Genomic DNA, 14803 nt, shown 5'->3' with positions numbered 1-14803 from the left:
ATGCCGGACGTCGGGGACGATCCCTGCTTCGACGACGCCGCGGGGCGGCTGATTCGCCCGTACACGGTCAGCGGAGGGCGTACCAGGCCGAAATCCCACTTCGACCTGATGACAATGGTGCTGACCACAGGCACTGTTGCGCGCAACGAGCTGGAACCGGACCACGCGCAAGTGCTGGAACTGTGTGAGAAACCGATGACGGTGGCCGAGATCGCGGCCCGGCTTCGGATGCCGGTGACCGTGACCAAGGTCCTGCTGTCCGATCTGATGGAGCACGGCGCGGTCGTGACCCGCACCATCGAACTGCCGTCGGCGGGCGACTACCTGGTCAACCTGGGAACTCTGGAGGCGGTGCTGGATGGTCTCCGCAAACGGCTCTGACGTCGTGGCGGCCAATCCTCTTCCGATGGCGGTCAAGATCCTCGTCGCCGGGGGCTTCGGCGTGGGCAAAACCACCTTCGTGGGCGCCATCAGCGAGATCGAGCCGCTGTCCACGGAGGAATTGCTGACGGAGGTCAGCGCGGCCACCGACCGGCTGGACGGCGTGGAGAACAAGGCCACCACCACGGTCGCGATGGACTTCGGGCGGATCACCCTCAGCCCCCGCCATGTGCTCTATCTGTTCGGCACACCCGGACAGGAACGCTTCTGGTTCTTGTGGGACGAGTTGTCGGCAGGCGCGCTGGGCGCCGTGGTGCTCGCCGACACCCGCCGATTGGAACACAGCTTCGCCGCGCTGGACTTCTTCGAACGGCGTGGCATCCCCTTCCTGGTCGCGGTCAACCAGTTCGACGGTGCGCACCGTTACCGGGCGCAGGAAATCCGGGCCGCACTGGACCTCGGCCCCGAGGTACCGGTGGTCCTGTGTGACGCCCGGGTGCCCAACTCGGGCATCGAGGTCCTTCTTTCCCTGGTCCAGCATCTGATCAATTCGAGGAGGCGCCATGGCCACGCCGGATAGTTCCCAGAGCGGCTGGGAGGGCGGAATAGCCACGCGGCATCTGCTGCTCCCACCGAACGATGTCGAGGCACCGGCGCGGGTCCTCAGGCTGCGCGAGCTGGGCATCGGAAACCAGCCGGTCCCGGAGTTCGACGACTTCGCCAGGGAACTGGCCACGCGTACCGGCGGCAGCTATGCGATGGTCAACTTCATCGGCGAGGACCGGCAGTTCCTCGCCGGGTTGTACAGCGCGGTTGCGGACACCACGGTGAGCGTGGGTTCCCCGTCCTCCGCGCAGGCCCCGTTCGGCCGGGTGATGGCGCGAGACTACGGCTACTGCCCGCACGTGGTGGTGCGACGGAAGGCTCTGGTGCTGGAAGACGTCCGCGACTTCCCCCGCTTCGCCGGAAATCCGGTGGTCGACGCGATCGGCATCCACTCCTATCTGGGCGCGCCGCTGATCGACCGCACCGGCATCGCGCTGGGCACGATCTGTGTCGTGGACCCCGACCCGCGCCCATGGGGACGCGAAGGTCTGGTGCTCATCAAGAGCATGGCCGAAGCGCTGGTGGAACGCATTCAGCGCGCCGAAAACCCCGGCGCGGCGGAGGACTTCGCCCCCTTCCGCCAAGCTGACCCGGGGCTCTCGCGAAACCCTTGATTTTTGGAGAGACGTTTTTGCGAGACCGAGTGGTGTGAGCTGTCGGTGCTCGGAGCCGGCGGCACGGATGTCTGGAACCGTCTGCACGCGCATGGCGAATAGACCAATCCGATTGATGGGGTTGTTCCGCGAGCCGATCGCTCGCCGGGCGTCCGCTCGCCGGGCGTCCGCCCATAGCCGGTCGGCCGAACCGCGAAGAGAAACGAGCCCTCCGCGCGCGGTTGGCGGCGATGCCTCCGTTTCGCCGCCCGGTCTACGGCGCGTCCCAGTGACCCACCACGCGCCCGTCGAACCGTCCACTCCGACCACGATGGGCGCCGTGCCAGTCATCGCCGGCTCTCGTCGGTAATCGGTTCCGTTCGTCCGCCAACCGACAAGCCTCGCGATTCGCGGTACCGGCCGGGATGGGCCGTTTGTCACCCGAGATGGAGCCGGACGGCCCCGCGGCGACCCATCATCTCCCCGGCAGCGAGTGCCTTTCGACCCTTTCGAACGCAAGCCAGGGCGCAGCATGATCGTGTTGTGCGGGTACGGGAAATCATGAGCACGCCGGTCATCGGCGTGACAGCCGACGCGACCATCGAAGAGGCGGCCGCGCTGATGATGGACAAAGGTTTCACCACGCTGCCGGTCTTCTCCGGCTCCGGCCGGCTGATCGGTCTGATCACCGAAGCCGATCTCGGCGGAGCGCGCTACACCCCCGGCCCCCGGCGCGCGCCGGAACCCGAGGACGGCGTGTTGGTCGGCATCGCCATTCGGCTGGTGAAGCAGGTGATGCGCGCGCCCGCACTGGCCATTCCGGCCGACGCGGACCTGACCGACCTGGCCACGGCGATGGTCGAGGCACACCAGCGCTGCATACCCGTGGTCGACAGACAGCTCGTCGTCGGGATGGTCAGCTGGCGCGACCTGCTCGCCCGGCTCGACCGCGAGTCCTAGCAGAAGACGAGGTGGGCTGAAGATGCATTACTGGGACTACGGTTTCGGCGGCTGGGCCGGCGGGGCGCTGGCGCTCATTTCGATGCTGCTGCTGTGGGGCGGTCTCATCACCGTCGTCGTGGTGCTGCTGCGCCGTTTCGCGCATCCGTACCGGGGTGGCCACGACGAGGCGATGCGGATCCTCGACGAGCGGTTCGCCCGCGGCGAGATCGACAAAGACGAGTACGAGCTGCGCCGGTCAGCGCTGCGCCGTTGACATGTACCAGGCGACGCCGCGCACCGGAACCGGCCTGGCGAGCATCACGCTGGGCGGGCGATCGATGCCGCTGATGGACCAGGCGCGGATCTATGCGTGCGGGATCACGCCCTACGACGTGACCCATCTCGGCCACGCCGCGACGTTCGTGTGGGTCGACACGCTGACGCGCGTGCTGCGAACCCTTGGCGTCGAACCGGTCCTGTGCCGCAACGTGACCGACGTCGACGACGTTCTCGTCCGCGCGGCGAAGCGGGAAGGCCTGCGCTACGACGACTTCGCCGCGTTCGGGGAGTTCCGGTTCGAGGGCGAGATGGCGGCATTGAACGTGCGCGCCCCCGACTACGAACCACGGGCACACCGCTATGTCCGTCCGGTGATCAGGCTGGCCGCCGCGCTGGTGGAAAGCGGCGCCGCATACGTCCGCGACGGCAGTGTCTACTTCCGCGGCGGCCCGGCGGTCGAAGCCGCCGGGACCGGCCGCGACGAAGCCCTGCGGCTGGCAGCCCAATTCGGTGACAGGCCGGGCGATCCCGCCAAGGACGCCCCGCTGGACGCGGCCGTGTGGCAGGCGGGCGAGCCCGGCTATCCGGCGTGGGACTCCCCCTGGGGTCCCGGACGTCCGGGCTGGCACGCCGAGTGCGCCGCGATGGCGTTGTCGGTGTTCGGCCCGGCCGTCGACATCCACGCCGGCGGCGCGGACCTCAAGTTCCCCCACCACACGCTGCACGCCGCGATGGCCGAAGCGCTGACCGGGGTCCGGCCCTGTGCGCGGGCCTGGCTGCACGTCGGCACAGTGACCATCGGCGGCGCGAAGATGGCGAAATCGGCGGGCAACCTCGTGCTGGCCGAAGACCTGCTCGCCGTCCAGCCCGCCGCTGTGATCCGGCTGATGATCCTGGCCCGGCCGTGGGCCAGCAGCTGGGACTACACGCCCGCGCTGCTCACCGAAGCGGCGAACCGGCTCGAGGCCTTGCACCGCGCGAGCGGGCTTCCTCACACACGGCCCTCGGCGGTCGCCGAGATCCGCCGCCTGCTCGGCACCGACCTCGACGTGCCCGCCGCGCTCGACGTGGCCACCGACGCCGGAGGCGACGCCGCGCGGCTGCTCACCAGCACCCTCGGCCTGACCTGACAGCTGGAGGACACGATGTTCCGGGCAACGAGTCAGCTCGGCCGGATCGCCGGTGTGGCGCTGGGCGCTGTGGATGCTCGGCGGCGCGACCGAGCCCGACGGGGACATCCCGGGACCCAAGGCCGACTTCCTCGTCCCCGGAGGCCGTCGCCGCGGACATTCAATCCAAAGTGGACTGTCGGCTCGTAGTGCGGGCCGGCCAGGGCAGGAAGGTGAATCATGGCAGGTAAACGGTGGAGCGAGCTTGGCCCCCGGGCACGTGGGCTGGTGGCCGTCGCGTCGGTTGCCCAGGTCACGCTCGCGGCGACGGCGTGGTGGGATCTGGCGCACCGGCCCGCCTCGGCGGTCCGTGGGCCCAAGAAAGCCTGGGCCTTCGCTATCGCTGTCAACTTCATCGGTCCCGTCGCCTACCTGTGCTATGGCAGGAAGAGATGAGGAGGCCGGAATCACGGCCACCTCAACGAAATCGGCTCCGCAAACCGGATTCGAGCTGCCAGCCCGAGTTTCCGGCCTTTCTTGATCGTTTTTGTTGTTTGCGCTGGCAGGGCTGGGTTTTGAGGCGGGTTCGATGTATTACCCAGGTCCGGGTAGTGCGGTGGTCAGCGGGCGGGTGCTTAGCGGTGGAGGCCGAACAGGTCGTGGAGGGTTTGTCGGGTGGGGGTCAACGTCATGCCCTTCAGCCTGGCGCGCACACCCGTCCGGGCGGGATGGCCAGGGGTCCCTGGCGGTGCCGCCCCTAGCCCCTTTCTGACCCAGGGATTCCGCCCGAAAATCGTGATCATGCGTGTGGCGGCTGTCCAGCCCGGCGAGGCCGACCCCGGAAATCCGTCGACAGCATGAGGAGGAACAGCACGCCGAAGATCGCGTTGATCCGCGTGAAGACGTGTCCCGCAAGATCCCCCAGACGCTCCGGCTCGCCCGCGCGGGCACGTCATTGACCCGGCCATCGGCCCGGCGCCGCGCGAGGTCGGCGGCCGCGAGGCCGGCGGCGGTCAAGCCGGCGCCTGGGTGAGCAGCTCGGCGCGGACCACGCCCGGAACTCCCTTGGCCAGCAACCCGATCACGCGCCGCTCGGCCTCGTCGTCGAACTCGCCGGTGATGGTCGCGACTCCGTCGGACACCCGCACCGTCCACCGGTCCCGGCGACCCGAGTAGTCGGCCAGCAGCGACCGAAGCCGGGTGGCGGTGGTGTCGTCGCTGTGGATGAGCGGGCGCAACAGGTCCCGCCGGCTCACCACCCCGACCAGCACGCCGTCCTCGACCACCGGCACGCAGCGCAGCCGGTCGGTGAGCATGTGGCGGGCGATGTGCTCGACGTCGGTGGACATCGAGACGACCTCGACCGGGCTCGTCATGCGCGCGCCCACCTCACCGTCCAGGCCGGCGCCGCACTGCAGCGCGTCGGCTTCGGTGAAGATACCCACCACCCGGTTCTCCGCGTCCACGACCGGCAGGGCCGCGAAGCCGTGCTCGATCAGCGCGGCGACGGCCTCCCGCACCGGGGTCGACACACCCACCCGAACCACGGGCTTGCTCATGATCTCCCACGCACGCATCGCGCTCGCCTCACTCGTCGTTCCACACCTGGTCGAGCCGGTTCTTGACGGCGGGAACTCCGGCACCAGGCCGGTCATCCGCCCGGCCACAAATCGGTGGCCACAGAAACGAATTCTCTCCCGCGCGGGCGTCCTGCCAGCAGTGCCGAGCGTCCACGACATGGAGGACCTTGGTCCCTGCCCGTGCCCCGTGCGGCCGCGCGATGGTGATCGGAGGAGATGTCGGACAGGGAGGACACATGCGATTCCGGGATCGTCGGCAAGCCGGCCACGCACTCGGCGAGCGGTTCCGGCTGCTGCGCGCGGACGACCCGGTGGTCGTCGGTATCGCGCGCGGTGGCGTGGTCGTGGCCCGCGAAATCGCCGACGTGCTCGGCGCGCCGCTGGACGTCCTGCTGATCGGCAAGATCGAGGTGCCAGGCCGGCCCGGCACGGAACTGGCCGCCGTCGGCGAAGGCGGTGTCCTGGTCACCAACTACGACGCCGCGGCGCGGCTGGGGATGGCGCCCGCGGAACTTCGCTTCGCCGCCAACCGGGAACGGGCCGAGCTGGCACGGCGGATCAAGCCGCTGCGCCAGCACATCCGCCGGGTACCCGTCGGCGGACGGACCGTCATCCTCACCGACGACGCGGTGACCACCGGCGCCACCGCGCGGGCCGCGATCCGGGTGCTGCGTGCGCGCGGCGCGCACCGGGTCGTGCTCGCCGTGCCGTTCGCGCCCGTCGCCGCGCTGGATCAGCTGAGCCGGGACGCCGACCAGATCGTGTGCCTGCGGCAGCAACCCACGGCCGTGACCGCGCGCGGCGTCCACGGCGAGTTCCCGCCGCTCACCGACGAAGACGCCCTCGCCTCGCTCGCACCGGCGCCGGCACCCGAACTCATCCCCGCTTGACCGGCGAGAAAGGACAAGGAGATGTCTCGTACGGCGAAGTCCGGACCCGGCGCCCAACCCCGAGCCGCCGCCGCCCGCCTGGCGGGCCCGGGCCGGGATGATCGCGCTGATCCTCACCCCGATCGCGATTTTCCCGCCAGTACTCCTGACCGCCAAGCCGACCACACCGTCGCCGTCCTACACCGATTCAGTGTCCGAAGTAGCCAACGGGCAGGTGAACCCGGTCGAGATCGACGACCAGGGCGCGGCGCACGGCAAGCTCGCCGACGGCTCGGCGTTCAGCAGCCAGCTGCCGACCGCGCTCGGCGACACCGGGTTCAACGCCAGCCGCAGGCGAAGAACGTGGCCGTCACCGGCACCAAGCCGAAGAACTCGCCATACGAACATCGCGCGAGCACCGCGCGGCACTCGACCAACTCGCCGAACGGCTGATGGAACACGAGACCGTCGACGGCAGCGTCGTGCTCGAAGTGTTGAGCGCCGACCCGCGCCTTGCCCACGAACTGCCGGCCTGGCAGGGGCCCGCCGTGCTACACAAGGTCGACGTGCGAGCGCTTCCATCCTGGCGTACCGGCTCCCGCGCGCTCAACCGCGTTCACGGGTGTGCCCGCTGCTCGATCCTGACCACCACTCAGCCGAGTCGGCCAGCGCGTCCACGGAGACCTGGCCGACTCGGCGTTTCCGGCACCAGGCGAGCGGCCGGAAAACTTTGGTCCCCACCAATAGCGCCTTCCGGCCATCGTGGCCGGGCCGGGCAGGCTTCTACGGTGCCAGTCATGAGAACCGAACCCGCACGGCGTGCGGTGTCCCGACACCGGAGGAACGGCACCACGCGGCGCGCACGGTTGCGCGGCATGCGCGGGACGCGGACGATCTTCGGGAACTGCTCGACATGCTCGGCCTGACCGCGCGCGAGGGCCAGGCCCCGCAGATCGAGCCGCCTGCCATTCCCGCCCCCCACAAGCGCCGATTGCTGATCTCGGAGCTGACCGCCATGCTCACCGAAGAGCGGCTGGGTGCCTGACAGACCGAATGCGCCCGAGCCCACCGCGACAACGCCCAGCCACACCATTGCCGCCACGGTGATCCCGGTCACCGCGGCGATCTCGGTCGTGCTCGGCGCGCCCACCGGGTTCCCGTTCTCATCCAGCCAGACGGTCACCGTCGCACCCGCCTTCGAGCCGTTGTCCGCGGGCACGCTCCCGATCCACTCGGAGCCGTCGGGCAACGACCAGACCGCCGAAACCCACGCCGTACCACCGACGGTGGTACCGCGCGCGGTCTCCGGTGGCGCGTCGACCAGCAAGGTCGCGGTCGCTTCGTGCCGGGTCGCGGTCTACGTCGCCACCTCTGCCCGCTGCCGGTCGTAAAGGGCCGAGCCGAGCAGGCCGGCAAACGGCACCGCGAACAGTACAAAAAGGACGGTGGCGGACGGCGCCGCTGTCTCGACCCGATCCCACGCCCGCACCAAGGGCTTGCGGCCCAGGCACGGCAAACGCCAGCACCGCGGCGAGAACGTCGACACGCCGACCACAACCTCTCCGTATCGGGGAACTCCAGCACCATCCAGCCTGGCCGGGGCATGCCGGCCTGCGACGGGCCCTTTGGTCATCGAGCGCCGAGACCGACGTTCCCGTCATCCCATCGGATCGGGCGGGATCACCGGTGGCCGCAAGCCTCCGGGCGGCCGTCCATGCCGTGCCGTGTACCAGCGCACATACTCGGCGACCGCGGCCGGCAGGGTCGGGAAGAGCCGGTCATCGCCGATCCTGCCGACCATTCCAGCCGAGGCGAGCTCGTCTCGCAGATCCTGTTTGACCCGCGCCATGGCGAAGACGATGCCGCGGTCGTGGAGTTCCGCCCGAAGCTGTTCGAGCGCGTCGAGGCCCGTGACATCCACGTCGACATTGGCTTCGGCATTGAGCAGGAACCACTCCGGGGACGACGACGCGGCGTCCAGGGCGCGATGCCGGAAGTCCTCCGCGTTGGCGAAACACAACGGCGCGTCATAGCGGTAGACCACCAACCCCGGCACCTGCCCGGCATTCGGGTAGTCGTCGATGTCGTGCATTCCCGGCAGGCCGGGCACGTAGCCGAGGATCCCGTCGTGCGGCCGGGCCATCCGCCGCAGAAGATCCGCTATGGACAGTCCAACCGCGACCAAGACGCCGTAGAGCACACCCAGCCCGAGCACACCGGCGGTGGTGGCCAGCGCGAGCACCAACTCGCTGCGCCGGAACGCGGCGATCCGCCGGAACTCGCCCAGGTCGATCAGGCGGAGCGCCGCGTAGATCACCACCGCTCCCAGTGCCGCGGACGGGAACGCGGCGAGCACCGGGCGCGCGAAGAACATCGCGGCGAGCACCGTCGCCAGCGTCACCACCGAATACAGCTGGGTGCGGCTGCCGAGCGCGTCGGCTATCACGGTACGGCTGCCGCTGCAGCTCACCGGAAAACCCCGCAGCGCGCCGGCCGAGAGGTTCACCAGGCCCAGCGCCCGCAGTTCCTGATTCGCGTCGACGTGCTGCCCCCTGCGCGCGGCGAACGCGCGGGAGGTGAGCACCATGTCGGACAGCGCGACGATCGTTACCCCGAACGCGGGCAGCAGCAGTCCGGGCAGTTCGTCGAGACGGAACGCGGGCAGGCCTGGTGTCGGAAGCCCCACGGGAATGGCGCCGACCACGCGGATTCCCCTGCCCTGCCCGTGAAAGACCGCGACCGCGACGGTGGCCAGCAGCATCCCGATCAGCGGCACCGGAAGCCGCCGGGCGAACCGGCTGAGCACCAGCAAGAACGCCAGGACCACCGCGGCCAGCGTCACGGTGGGCCAGTGCACAAGATCGAGCCGGGCCAGCCACGACCGCGTTTCCGCGACCGTCCCCTCGCCGCTGACCGGCACACCGGTCACGGTGCCCAGCTGGCTGGCGATCATGATCACCGCGATCCCGGTCAGATAGCCGACCAGTACCGGTTTGGACAACAGGTTGGCGACGAACCCCAGCCTGGCCAGCCTGCCCACCAGGCACAGCGCGCCGACCAGCAGGGCGAGTGTGGCCGCGAGCGCGGCATAGTGCGCGGGGTCGCCGGCGGCCAGCGGCGCCAGGGCGGCCGCGGTCATCAGCGCCGTGGTGGACTCCGGCCCCACCGACAACTGCCGCGACGACCCGAACACGGCATAGACCGCCAGCGGCCCCAGTGCCGCCCACAGGCCCGCCACCGGGGGCAGACCCGCGATCTTCGCGTACGCCATCACCTGCGGGATCAGATAGGCCGCCACGGTCACCCCGGCCAGCACGTCGCCGCGCAGCCAGCCCCGCCGGTACTCCCGCAGCTGCGCCAGCCCGGGAAACAATTTCGCCGACCGCGCGACGACGGTCCGAAAAGAACCGGCACGCCGCCGATCCTGGCTCACCATCGCGGGTCAGCCGGGGAGCAGATCGTCCACAGTGAACTCGAGCTCGTCGTGGACGGCCACGACACCCGGGATCGCCCGGGTGAGGGCACCAGCGCGGTGTGCCTCGCCCCCGACTGTGACCACCGGCGAGGTCATCAGATCCCGCGCTGTCGTGGCGCGTGCCTTGCGCCAGCGAGTCCGGCGCCGCAACAGTATCCACCACGACGGTGGCTCGCCGCGGCCGCGCTGGTCCTCCTCGGCCAGGAGATCGGACTCGGACACCACGCCGACCGGATAGTGCCGGGAGTCCAGCGCCGGTACCGAGCCGATCCGGTAGTGGGTCAGGACCGTGGCGACATTCTTGAACGGTGTCGCCGGAGAAACCGTCACCACCGGGTGCGTCATCAAATCGGACACCGTGAGACCGTGCATGGTTCTCTCTCCTCGCTTTCGCGATGTGTACGCCGTGCCAGGTCAGGTCCGGTAGCCGAGGATGGTCGCCATGCCGGTTTCGGCGTGATAGGTGTTGTGGCAGTGGAGCATCCACTGGCCGGGGTTGTCCGCGTTCAGGTCACAGCCGATCGTCTGGCCCGGCAGGACGATGACGGTGTCCTTGCGGGGACCGGCGTCCAGTTGAAAAGTGTGCCCGTGCAGGTGCATGGGGTGCCACGTCATCGTCCGGTTCCGGAAGGTGAGCCGCACACGCTGGCCTTCGTGGACCCCCAGCCGGCGCGCTGGATCGAAGGCCTGGCCGTTGATTCCCCAGTCGTAGTTCATCATCCCGCCGGTGAGGTCGATGACCTGCTCGATATCCGGTGTGCGGGCGGGCAACCGAACGGCTTCGGCGGCGACGAGGTCGCGGTAACCGGCGACGTCACCGGCGAGCTCGCCAGGCCGCACCGACGATGGTGGCGGCGATCCGCCACCGGTGCGGATCAGCGCCAGCGCGATGGCGTCCTTGCCTTCGGCGAGTGCCACCAGCGGGAACACCCCATCACCGAGCGTGGTGAGGACGTCATACCGTTCGCCCATGCCGATCACCAGTGCGTCGGCGTCGACCGGCCGCACGGGCATGCCGTCGGTATGGGTTATCCGCAGGCGCCCGCCGCCGAGTGCGACCCGGAACGCCGTGTCGGACCCGGCGTTGATCAACCGGATCCGCGCCCGCTGCCCGGGCCGCCCGGTGAAGGTGACCGGCGCGGCCGGCACCCGGCCGTTGATCAGGTAATACGGATAGGCGACGGCTCCCCCGAGCGAGGAACCGCCCATGCCGCCCATACCACCCATACCACCCCGCCGCGCCCGCAGCCGGGCGAGCACCGCCTCGGGATCGGTGCCGGTCCCGTCGACCCAGTCGTCGAGCACGACCGTCCAGTCCTGGTCGTAGTCCCCGGGTTCGCCGGGGTCTTCGACGATCAGCGGGGCATACAGGCCGCGATCGAGCTGGGTGCCCACGTGCGGGTGGAACCAGTGGGTGCCCGGTGTCGCGGCGATGAACCGGTACTGGAACACCCCACCCGGCGAGATCGCGTTCCGCGTGATCGCGTGGGCGCCGTCCATGTCGTTGCGGATCGCCAGCCCGTGCCAGTGCACGGTCGTGTCCACCGGCAATCGGCTGGAGACGTCGGCCTGGACGGTGTCGCCCGCGCGGACCCGGATCTCGGCGCCGGGCAGGACACCGCCGTAGGTCCACGTCGTGACCCGCGGCCCGCCCAGATCGACCTCGGCCACCTCGGCGCTGATCCGATGGCTGCTGACGACGCCGGTGGCGTGACGTCCGGCCTCGACCGCCGCGACCCTCGGATCGGTGGGCAACACCAGCCCGGCCGGAATTTCCGGATTCGGCGCGCACTCACCGAGCAACCCGGCCCCGGCCACGGCCAGCCCGGCCCGCAGAAACGCGCGACGGTCGAGGTAACGCATGTCAGAACTCGAACACGAGCCGGGCGGGCACACGGCCGGACAGCACCTCGTCGAAGCAGGCATTGACGTCGACCAGCTCGCGGCTTTCGGCGATGACCTTCGTCCGCCCCGCGGCATGCAGGGCGAACACGTCGGCCAGATCTTGGCGCGTCCCGACGATCGAGCCGATGACCGACTTCCCGCCGAGCACCATGTCGAAGATCGGCACGCTCATCGTGCCGTCCGCGGGCAGCGCCACACAGACCAGCCGCCCGCCGCGGCGCAACGACGACAACGCCTGTTCGAACGGCTTGGGCGCGACCGCGAGCGCGACCGCCACGTCCGCGCCGCCCAGGTCGCGAATCGCCTCGACCGGATCGGCGGTTCGGGCATTGATCACGTGGTCCGCGCCCAGACTCGTCGCCAAGCGCAGCTTTTCGTCCTCGAGGTCGACGGCGATCACCTTCGCGCCGAAGATCCGCGCGTACTGCACGGCGAGATGCCCGAGACCGCCGATGCCGAACACCACCGCCGTCTCACCCGGCTGCAACCGGGAAACCTTGACCGCCTTGAAGGTGGTCACCCCCGCACACGTCAGCGGCGCCGCGTCCAAAGAGGACACTTCATCGGGAACGGAGACCACGAACCGGTCATCGGCCACCGCGTACTCCGCGTAGGCGCCATCTACCGAATAGCCGCTGTTCCGCTGCGACTCGCACAGCGTCTCCCAGCCGGACACGCAATACGAGCAATGTCCGCACGCCGAACCCAGCCACGCGATCGCTACCCGGTCCCCCACCGAATGCAGGGTCGCACCCTGGCCGGGTTTCTCGACGACACCAATGCCCTCGTGACCGGGCACGAACGGTGGATTCGGCTTCACCGGCCAGTCGCCGTGCGCGGCGTGAATGTCGGTGTGGCAGATCCCGCTGGCCACCATCCGCACGAGCACCTGGCCCGGACCGGGCTCTGGCACCGGAAGATCCCGGATTTCCAGCTTGGCGTTGAATTCGGGCACCACGGCCGCTTTCATGAATTCCTCCTTGTACCGCTTCACCGTCGACCCCGACTCTGGCGGCATCACCCGCACCGGCGACAGAGCCCAAAGTCCCGCGGGCAGGGGACTTCGCACCCGACGATCAGCCACCTCACTCGTCATTCCACACGTCGCCCAGCCGCCCCCTGGACGCCGCATTCCGTACCGTGGAAGACGTCGACAACGCTTCGTCTCCGGCCATCGCGCCGGTGGCCGTCCTCGAACTGGAGACGTGGACCGCTCGGCTGTCCCCGGTGAGGACGGCTTCCGGTTCTTCGGCGTGGACGGGGTGTCCCACCCGGAGGAAGAGCTGCGGGTAGCCGGCAAGCCCGAGCAGTTCGATCAGACCGGAGCGGATCTCGGGCAGGTGCAGCGGCTGGGTCAGTACGGACGCCACCATCCCACGGGTGATCGCGGTCAGCCAGACCCGCTGCATGGCGGCCCCGGCCAGAAGATGGTCGAGCCGGCTGTCGCCGGGTGTGAGCAGCATTAGGGTGCCTTCGCGCATCAGGCGCTCGGTCAGCGTGACGATGTCCGGTATGTGGGTGTCCGCGCGCACCAGGCCACCCCATGGCACGGTGGTGTCGCTCGGCTCGAAAACCCACGAGGACAGCTCCCGCTGGTAGGCGGGGTCACCGCGAAACACTTCGGCCGCGTGGTCGAACAGCTTGGCCAGCACGGCGGCCTCGGTACGCGGTTGGATCACCCGGGCCTGCACGCCCGGCTCCGTCGCCGCGGTGGCCAGTTCGTGCGACGCCGCCGGGGAGACCGTGTGCAGGCTGAACGGCCCGCGGTAGCTGTGCCGCCGGAAGATCGCCGCATAGCGCTCGACATCCGTGGCAGTGGGGTTCGCCCGCCCGGTCTGCCGGACACCGGCGACGAGACTCGGTCGCGCGGGGTCCGGAAGCAGCGCGACCTCGGCCGCCCGGCCCAGGGCGCGGACCCCGAGTTCGAGGTTGGCCAGTGCCGCGCCGCACGAGATCGTCCGGTCACGGCCGTGGGGGTCGTGGCGGGGCAGCGTGGCCTCGAATCGTTCGAACAGCTCGACGGACTCGGCGCGGGCCTGCAACGCCCAGGGCTGGGTGTTGTGCACCGACGGCGCCTGGCCGACCACGCGGGCCAGCGCCCCGATTTCAGTGCTTGACCAGGTCATGACATGGCCTCCGTGATGTGGGTGACGGCTTCCACCGCGCGGCGCCGCGTGGCGGGCGCGGTGAAGCCGTAGCCGAAGCGCAGCACGACCTGCGGATACGGCTGCCCCCCGAGCAGCTGCCGCAGCGCGACCCGGGTGGCCGGGATCTCCACGGGCTGGGACAGGAACGACGCGCTCACCCCGGCGTTGGTCGCGGTGAGCAGCACCCGCTGCATGCCCTGGCCGGCGCGCAGCTGGGCCAGTGGCGTGTCGGTGCGGGAGTTGAGCACCGACACCAGCAGGTCCCGCTCGTAGGGTCGGCCGGGGACACTCCTCTCGGTCGCGTAGTGCCGCGGGGTGAGCAAGCTGCCGGGATCGGGACGCGGGCCGCCGGCGGTGACCGGGACGCCGTCGTCGCGGGCGCTCCCGGTGGCCGTCCACCGGGCCAGTTCCGCCAGGAACTCCGGGTCTTCGCTCTGCACGTGCTCGGCGTGCCGCAGCAGGGCGGCGAGCGCGTCGAGATCGCCGGGGTGCTCCAGGAGGACGAGTTCGGCGCCCTCCGCGCTCGCGGCGTCGATCAGCGCACGCCGGACCCGCGCGGGCAGTGGTCGGTTGGTGAACGGCCGCCGATTGCTGCGGCGCAACCCGATTGCCCGCGCCAGTGCGATGTCCGCGGGGGCCGGCGGCCGTGCTCCCCCGATGCCCACCGTCGCCAGATGCTCGCCGTTGGCCCGGTCCGGCAGCAGGTGCACCACGGCGGTCCGTCCCGCGGCCAGCAGGGCGACGCGCATGTTGAGGATGGCCGCGCCGCACGACAACCTCGCTTCGCGGGCGTCGCGGTCGGCGACGTCGAGGACCCGCCCGGTGTCGAGGAAGACGTCGATCCGCTCGCCGGTCACCTCGAACCGCCACGGCTGCGAGTTGTGCGGAGACGGCGCGCGGATGGCCGCGTCCAGGGC

The 14803-nt window shown here is 70.1% G+C and carries 18 protein-coding genes; 10 read left to right on the top strand and 8 right to left on the bottom strand.

The features are described 5' to 3' along the window. The 7 genes from VJT49_RS17760 (at position 1) to VJT49_RS17730 (ending at position 4366) form a co-directional block, all read left to right on the top strand. A complete protein-coding gene (locus VJT49_RS17760) occupies positions 1-381 on the top strand; it encodes a DUF742 domain-containing protein (RefSeq protein ID WP_324165950.1) in 381 nt (126 codons plus the stop codon). Continuing rightward, the gene (locus VJT49_RS17755) at positions 359-961 is read left to right on the top strand and encodes a GTP-binding protein (protein WP_414636007.1); all 603 of its coding nucleotides are present in this window, start codon (positions 359-361) and stop codon (positions 959-961) included. Before VJT49_RS17760 ends, VJT49_RS17755 begins: the two co-directional genes overlap by 23 nt. Further along, positions 945-1601 carry a GAF domain-containing protein gene (locus tag VJT49_RS17750; protein WP_324165948.1) on the top strand — a complete coding sequence of 219 codons (657 nt, stop codon included), beginning with the start codon at positions 945-947 and terminating at the stop codon, positions 1599-1601. Before VJT49_RS17755 ends, VJT49_RS17750 begins: the two co-directional genes overlap by 17 nt. A 522-nt stretch (positions 1602-2123) precedes the next feature. Further along, on the top strand, positions 2124-2540 hold the full coding sequence (locus tag VJT49_RS17745) for an HPP family protein (RefSeq protein WP_324165947.1): 417 nt from the start codon (positions 2124-2126) through the stop codon (positions 2538-2540). 22 nt (positions 2541-2562) lie between these two features. Next, positions 2563-2796 carry an SHOCT domain-containing protein gene (locus VJT49_RS17740; protein WP_324165946.1) on the top strand — a complete coding sequence of 78 codons (234 nt, stop codon included), beginning with the start codon at positions 2563-2565 and terminating at the stop codon, positions 2794-2796. Between the two features lies 1 nt (position 2797). After that, the gene (locus VJT49_RS17735) at positions 2798-3931 is read left to right on the top strand and encodes a cysteine--tRNA ligase (RefSeq protein ID WP_414636006.1); all 1134 of its coding nucleotides are present in this window, start codon (positions 2798-2800) and stop codon (positions 3929-3931) included. 219 nt (positions 3932-4150) lie between these two features. After that, on the top strand, positions 4151-4366 hold the full coding sequence (locus tag VJT49_RS17730; protein ID WP_324165945.1) for a PLDc N-terminal domain-containing protein: 216 nt from the start codon (positions 4151-4153) through the stop codon (positions 4364-4366). Positions 4367-4923: 557 nt separating this feature from the next. Here VJT49_RS17730 and VJT49_RS17725 read toward each other — a convergent pair. Then, positions 4924-5469 carry a CBS domain-containing protein gene (locus VJT49_RS17725; protein ID WP_324165944.1) on the bottom strand — a complete coding sequence of 182 codons (546 nt, stop codon included), beginning with the start codon at positions 5467-5469 and terminating at the stop codon, positions 4924-4926. Positions 5470-5726: 257 nt separating this feature from the next. Between VJT49_RS17725 and VJT49_RS17720 the strand changes: the two genes are divergently transcribed. Further along, complete coding sequence (locus tag VJT49_RS17720; RefSeq protein WP_324165943.1) at positions 5727-6380, top strand: phosphoribosyltransferase; 654 nt, start codon at positions 5727-5729, stop codon at positions 6378-6380. A gap of 317 nt (positions 6381-6697) precedes the next feature. On the opposite strand, the gene VJT49_RS17715 is transcribed toward VJT49_RS17720, so the two are convergent. Further along, positions 6698-6880, bottom strand: a complete 183-nt coding sequence (locus tag VJT49_RS17715) for a hypothetical protein (RefSeq protein ID WP_324165942.1) — start codon at positions 6878-6880, stop codon at positions 6698-6700. Between the two features lie 209 nt (positions 6881-7089). On the opposite strand from VJT49_RS17715, the gene VJT49_RS17710 reads away from it, so the two are divergent. Together VJT49_RS17710 and VJT49_RS17705 are read left to right on the top strand one after the other, a co-directional pair. After that, on the top strand, positions 7090-7404 hold the full coding sequence (locus tag VJT49_RS17710; RefSeq protein WP_324165941.1) for a hypothetical protein: 315 nt from the start codon (positions 7090-7092) through the stop codon (positions 7402-7404). Continuing rightward, entirely contained in the window at positions 7397-7750 is a 354-nt protein-coding gene (locus VJT49_RS17705) for a hypothetical protein (protein WP_324165940.1), read from the top strand. Before VJT49_RS17710 ends, VJT49_RS17705 begins: the two co-directional genes overlap by 8 nt. 266 nt (positions 7751-8016) lie before the next feature. Here the strand turns inward: VJT49_RS17705 and VJT49_RS17700 are convergent, their stop codons facing one another. The 6 genes from VJT49_RS17700 to VJT49_RS17675 form a co-directional block, all read right to left on the bottom strand. Next, positions 8017-9795 carry a SulP family inorganic anion transporter gene (locus VJT49_RS17700; protein ID WP_324165939.1) on the bottom strand — a complete coding sequence of 593 codons (1779 nt, stop codon included), beginning with the start codon at positions 9793-9795 and terminating at the stop codon, positions 8017-8019. Between the two features lie 6 nt (positions 9796-9801). Further along, entirely contained in the window at positions 9802-10206 is a 405-nt protein-coding gene (locus tag VJT49_RS17695) for a CBS domain-containing protein (RefSeq protein WP_324165938.1), read from the bottom strand. A gap of 42 nt (positions 10207-10248) precedes the next feature. Further along, positions 10249-11697, bottom strand: a complete 1449-nt coding sequence (locus VJT49_RS17690) for a multicopper oxidase family protein (RefSeq protein WP_324165937.1) — start codon at positions 11695-11697, stop codon at positions 10249-10251. A gap of 1 nt (position 11698) precedes the next feature. After that, positions 11699-12709, bottom strand: a complete 1011-nt coding sequence (gene adhP / locus VJT49_RS17685; protein ID WP_324165936.1) for an alcohol dehydrogenase AdhP — start codon at positions 12707-12709, stop codon at positions 11699-11701. A 115-nt stretch (positions 12710-12824) separates the two neighbouring features. Next, entirely contained in the window at positions 12825-13865 is a 1041-nt protein-coding gene (locus VJT49_RS17680; RefSeq protein ID WP_324165935.1) for an Acg family FMN-binding oxidoreductase, read from the bottom strand. Then, a partial coding sequence (locus tag VJT49_RS17675) for an Acg family FMN-binding oxidoreductase (RefSeq protein ID WP_324165934.1) occupies positions 13862-14803 on the bottom strand: 942 nt, incomplete at its 5' end. The genes VJT49_RS17675 and VJT49_RS17680, both read right to left, overlap by 4 nt.

This window comes from Amycolatopsis sp. (assembly GCF_035276945.1).
Lineage (GTDB): Bacteria > Actinomycetota > Actinomycetes > Mycobacteriales > Pseudonocardiaceae > Amycolatopsis_E.
This window is presented reverse-complemented; position numbering and strand designations above follow the sequence as displayed.

Excerpts from the sequence above, each read along its gene's own strand:
- VJT49_RS17760 (WP_324165950.1), top strand. The coding sequence starts at position 1 with ATGCCGGACGTCGGGGACGATCCCTGCTTCGACGACGCCGCGGGGCGG.
- VJT49_RS17755 (WP_414636007.1), top strand. The coding sequence starts at position 359 with ATGGTCTCCGCAAACGGCTCTGACGTCGTGGCGGCCAATCCTCTTCCG.
- VJT49_RS17750 (WP_324165948.1), top strand. The coding sequence starts at position 945 with ATGGCCACGCCGGATAGTTCCCAGAGCGGCTGGGAGGGCGGAATAGCC.
- VJT49_RS17740 (WP_324165946.1), top strand. The coding sequence starts at position 2,563 with ATGCATTACTGGGACTACGGTTTCGGCGGCTGGGCCGGCGGGGCGCTG.
- VJT49_RS17735 (WP_414636006.1), top strand. The coding sequence starts at position 2,798 with ATGTACCAGGCGACGCCGCGCACCGGAACCGGCCTGGCGAGCATCACG.
- VJT49_RS17730 (WP_324165945.1), top strand. The coding sequence starts at position 4,151 with ATGGCAGGTAAACGGTGGAGCGAGCTTGGCCCCCGGGCACGTGGGCTG.
- VJT49_RS17725 (WP_324165944.1), bottom strand. The coding sequence starts at position 5,469 with ATGAGCAAGCCCGTGGTTCGGGTGGGTGTGTCGACCCCGGTGCGGGAG.
- VJT49_RS17720 (WP_324165943.1), top strand. The coding sequence starts at position 5,727 with ATGCGATTCCGGGATCGTCGGCAAGCCGGCCACGCACTCGGCGAGCGG.
- VJT49_RS17700 (WP_324165939.1), bottom strand. The coding sequence starts at position 9,795 with ATGGTGAGCCAGGATCGGCGGCGTGCCGGTTCTTTTCGGACCGTCGTC.
- VJT49_RS17695 (WP_324165938.1), bottom strand. The coding sequence starts at position 10,206 with ATGCACGGTCTCACGGTGTCCGATTTGATGACGCACCCGGTGGTGACG.
- VJT49_RS17690 (WP_324165937.1), bottom strand. The coding sequence starts at position 11,697 with ATGCGTTACCTCGACCGTCGCGCGTTTCTGCGGGCCGGGCTGGCCGTG.
- adhP (WP_324165936.1), bottom strand. The coding sequence starts at position 12,709 with ATGAAAGCGGCCGTGGTGCCCGAATTCAACGCCAAGCTGGAAATCCGG.
- VJT49_RS17680 (WP_324165935.1), bottom strand. The coding sequence starts at position 13,865 with ATGACCTGGTCAAGCACTGAAATCGGGGCGCTGGCCCGCGTGGTCGGC.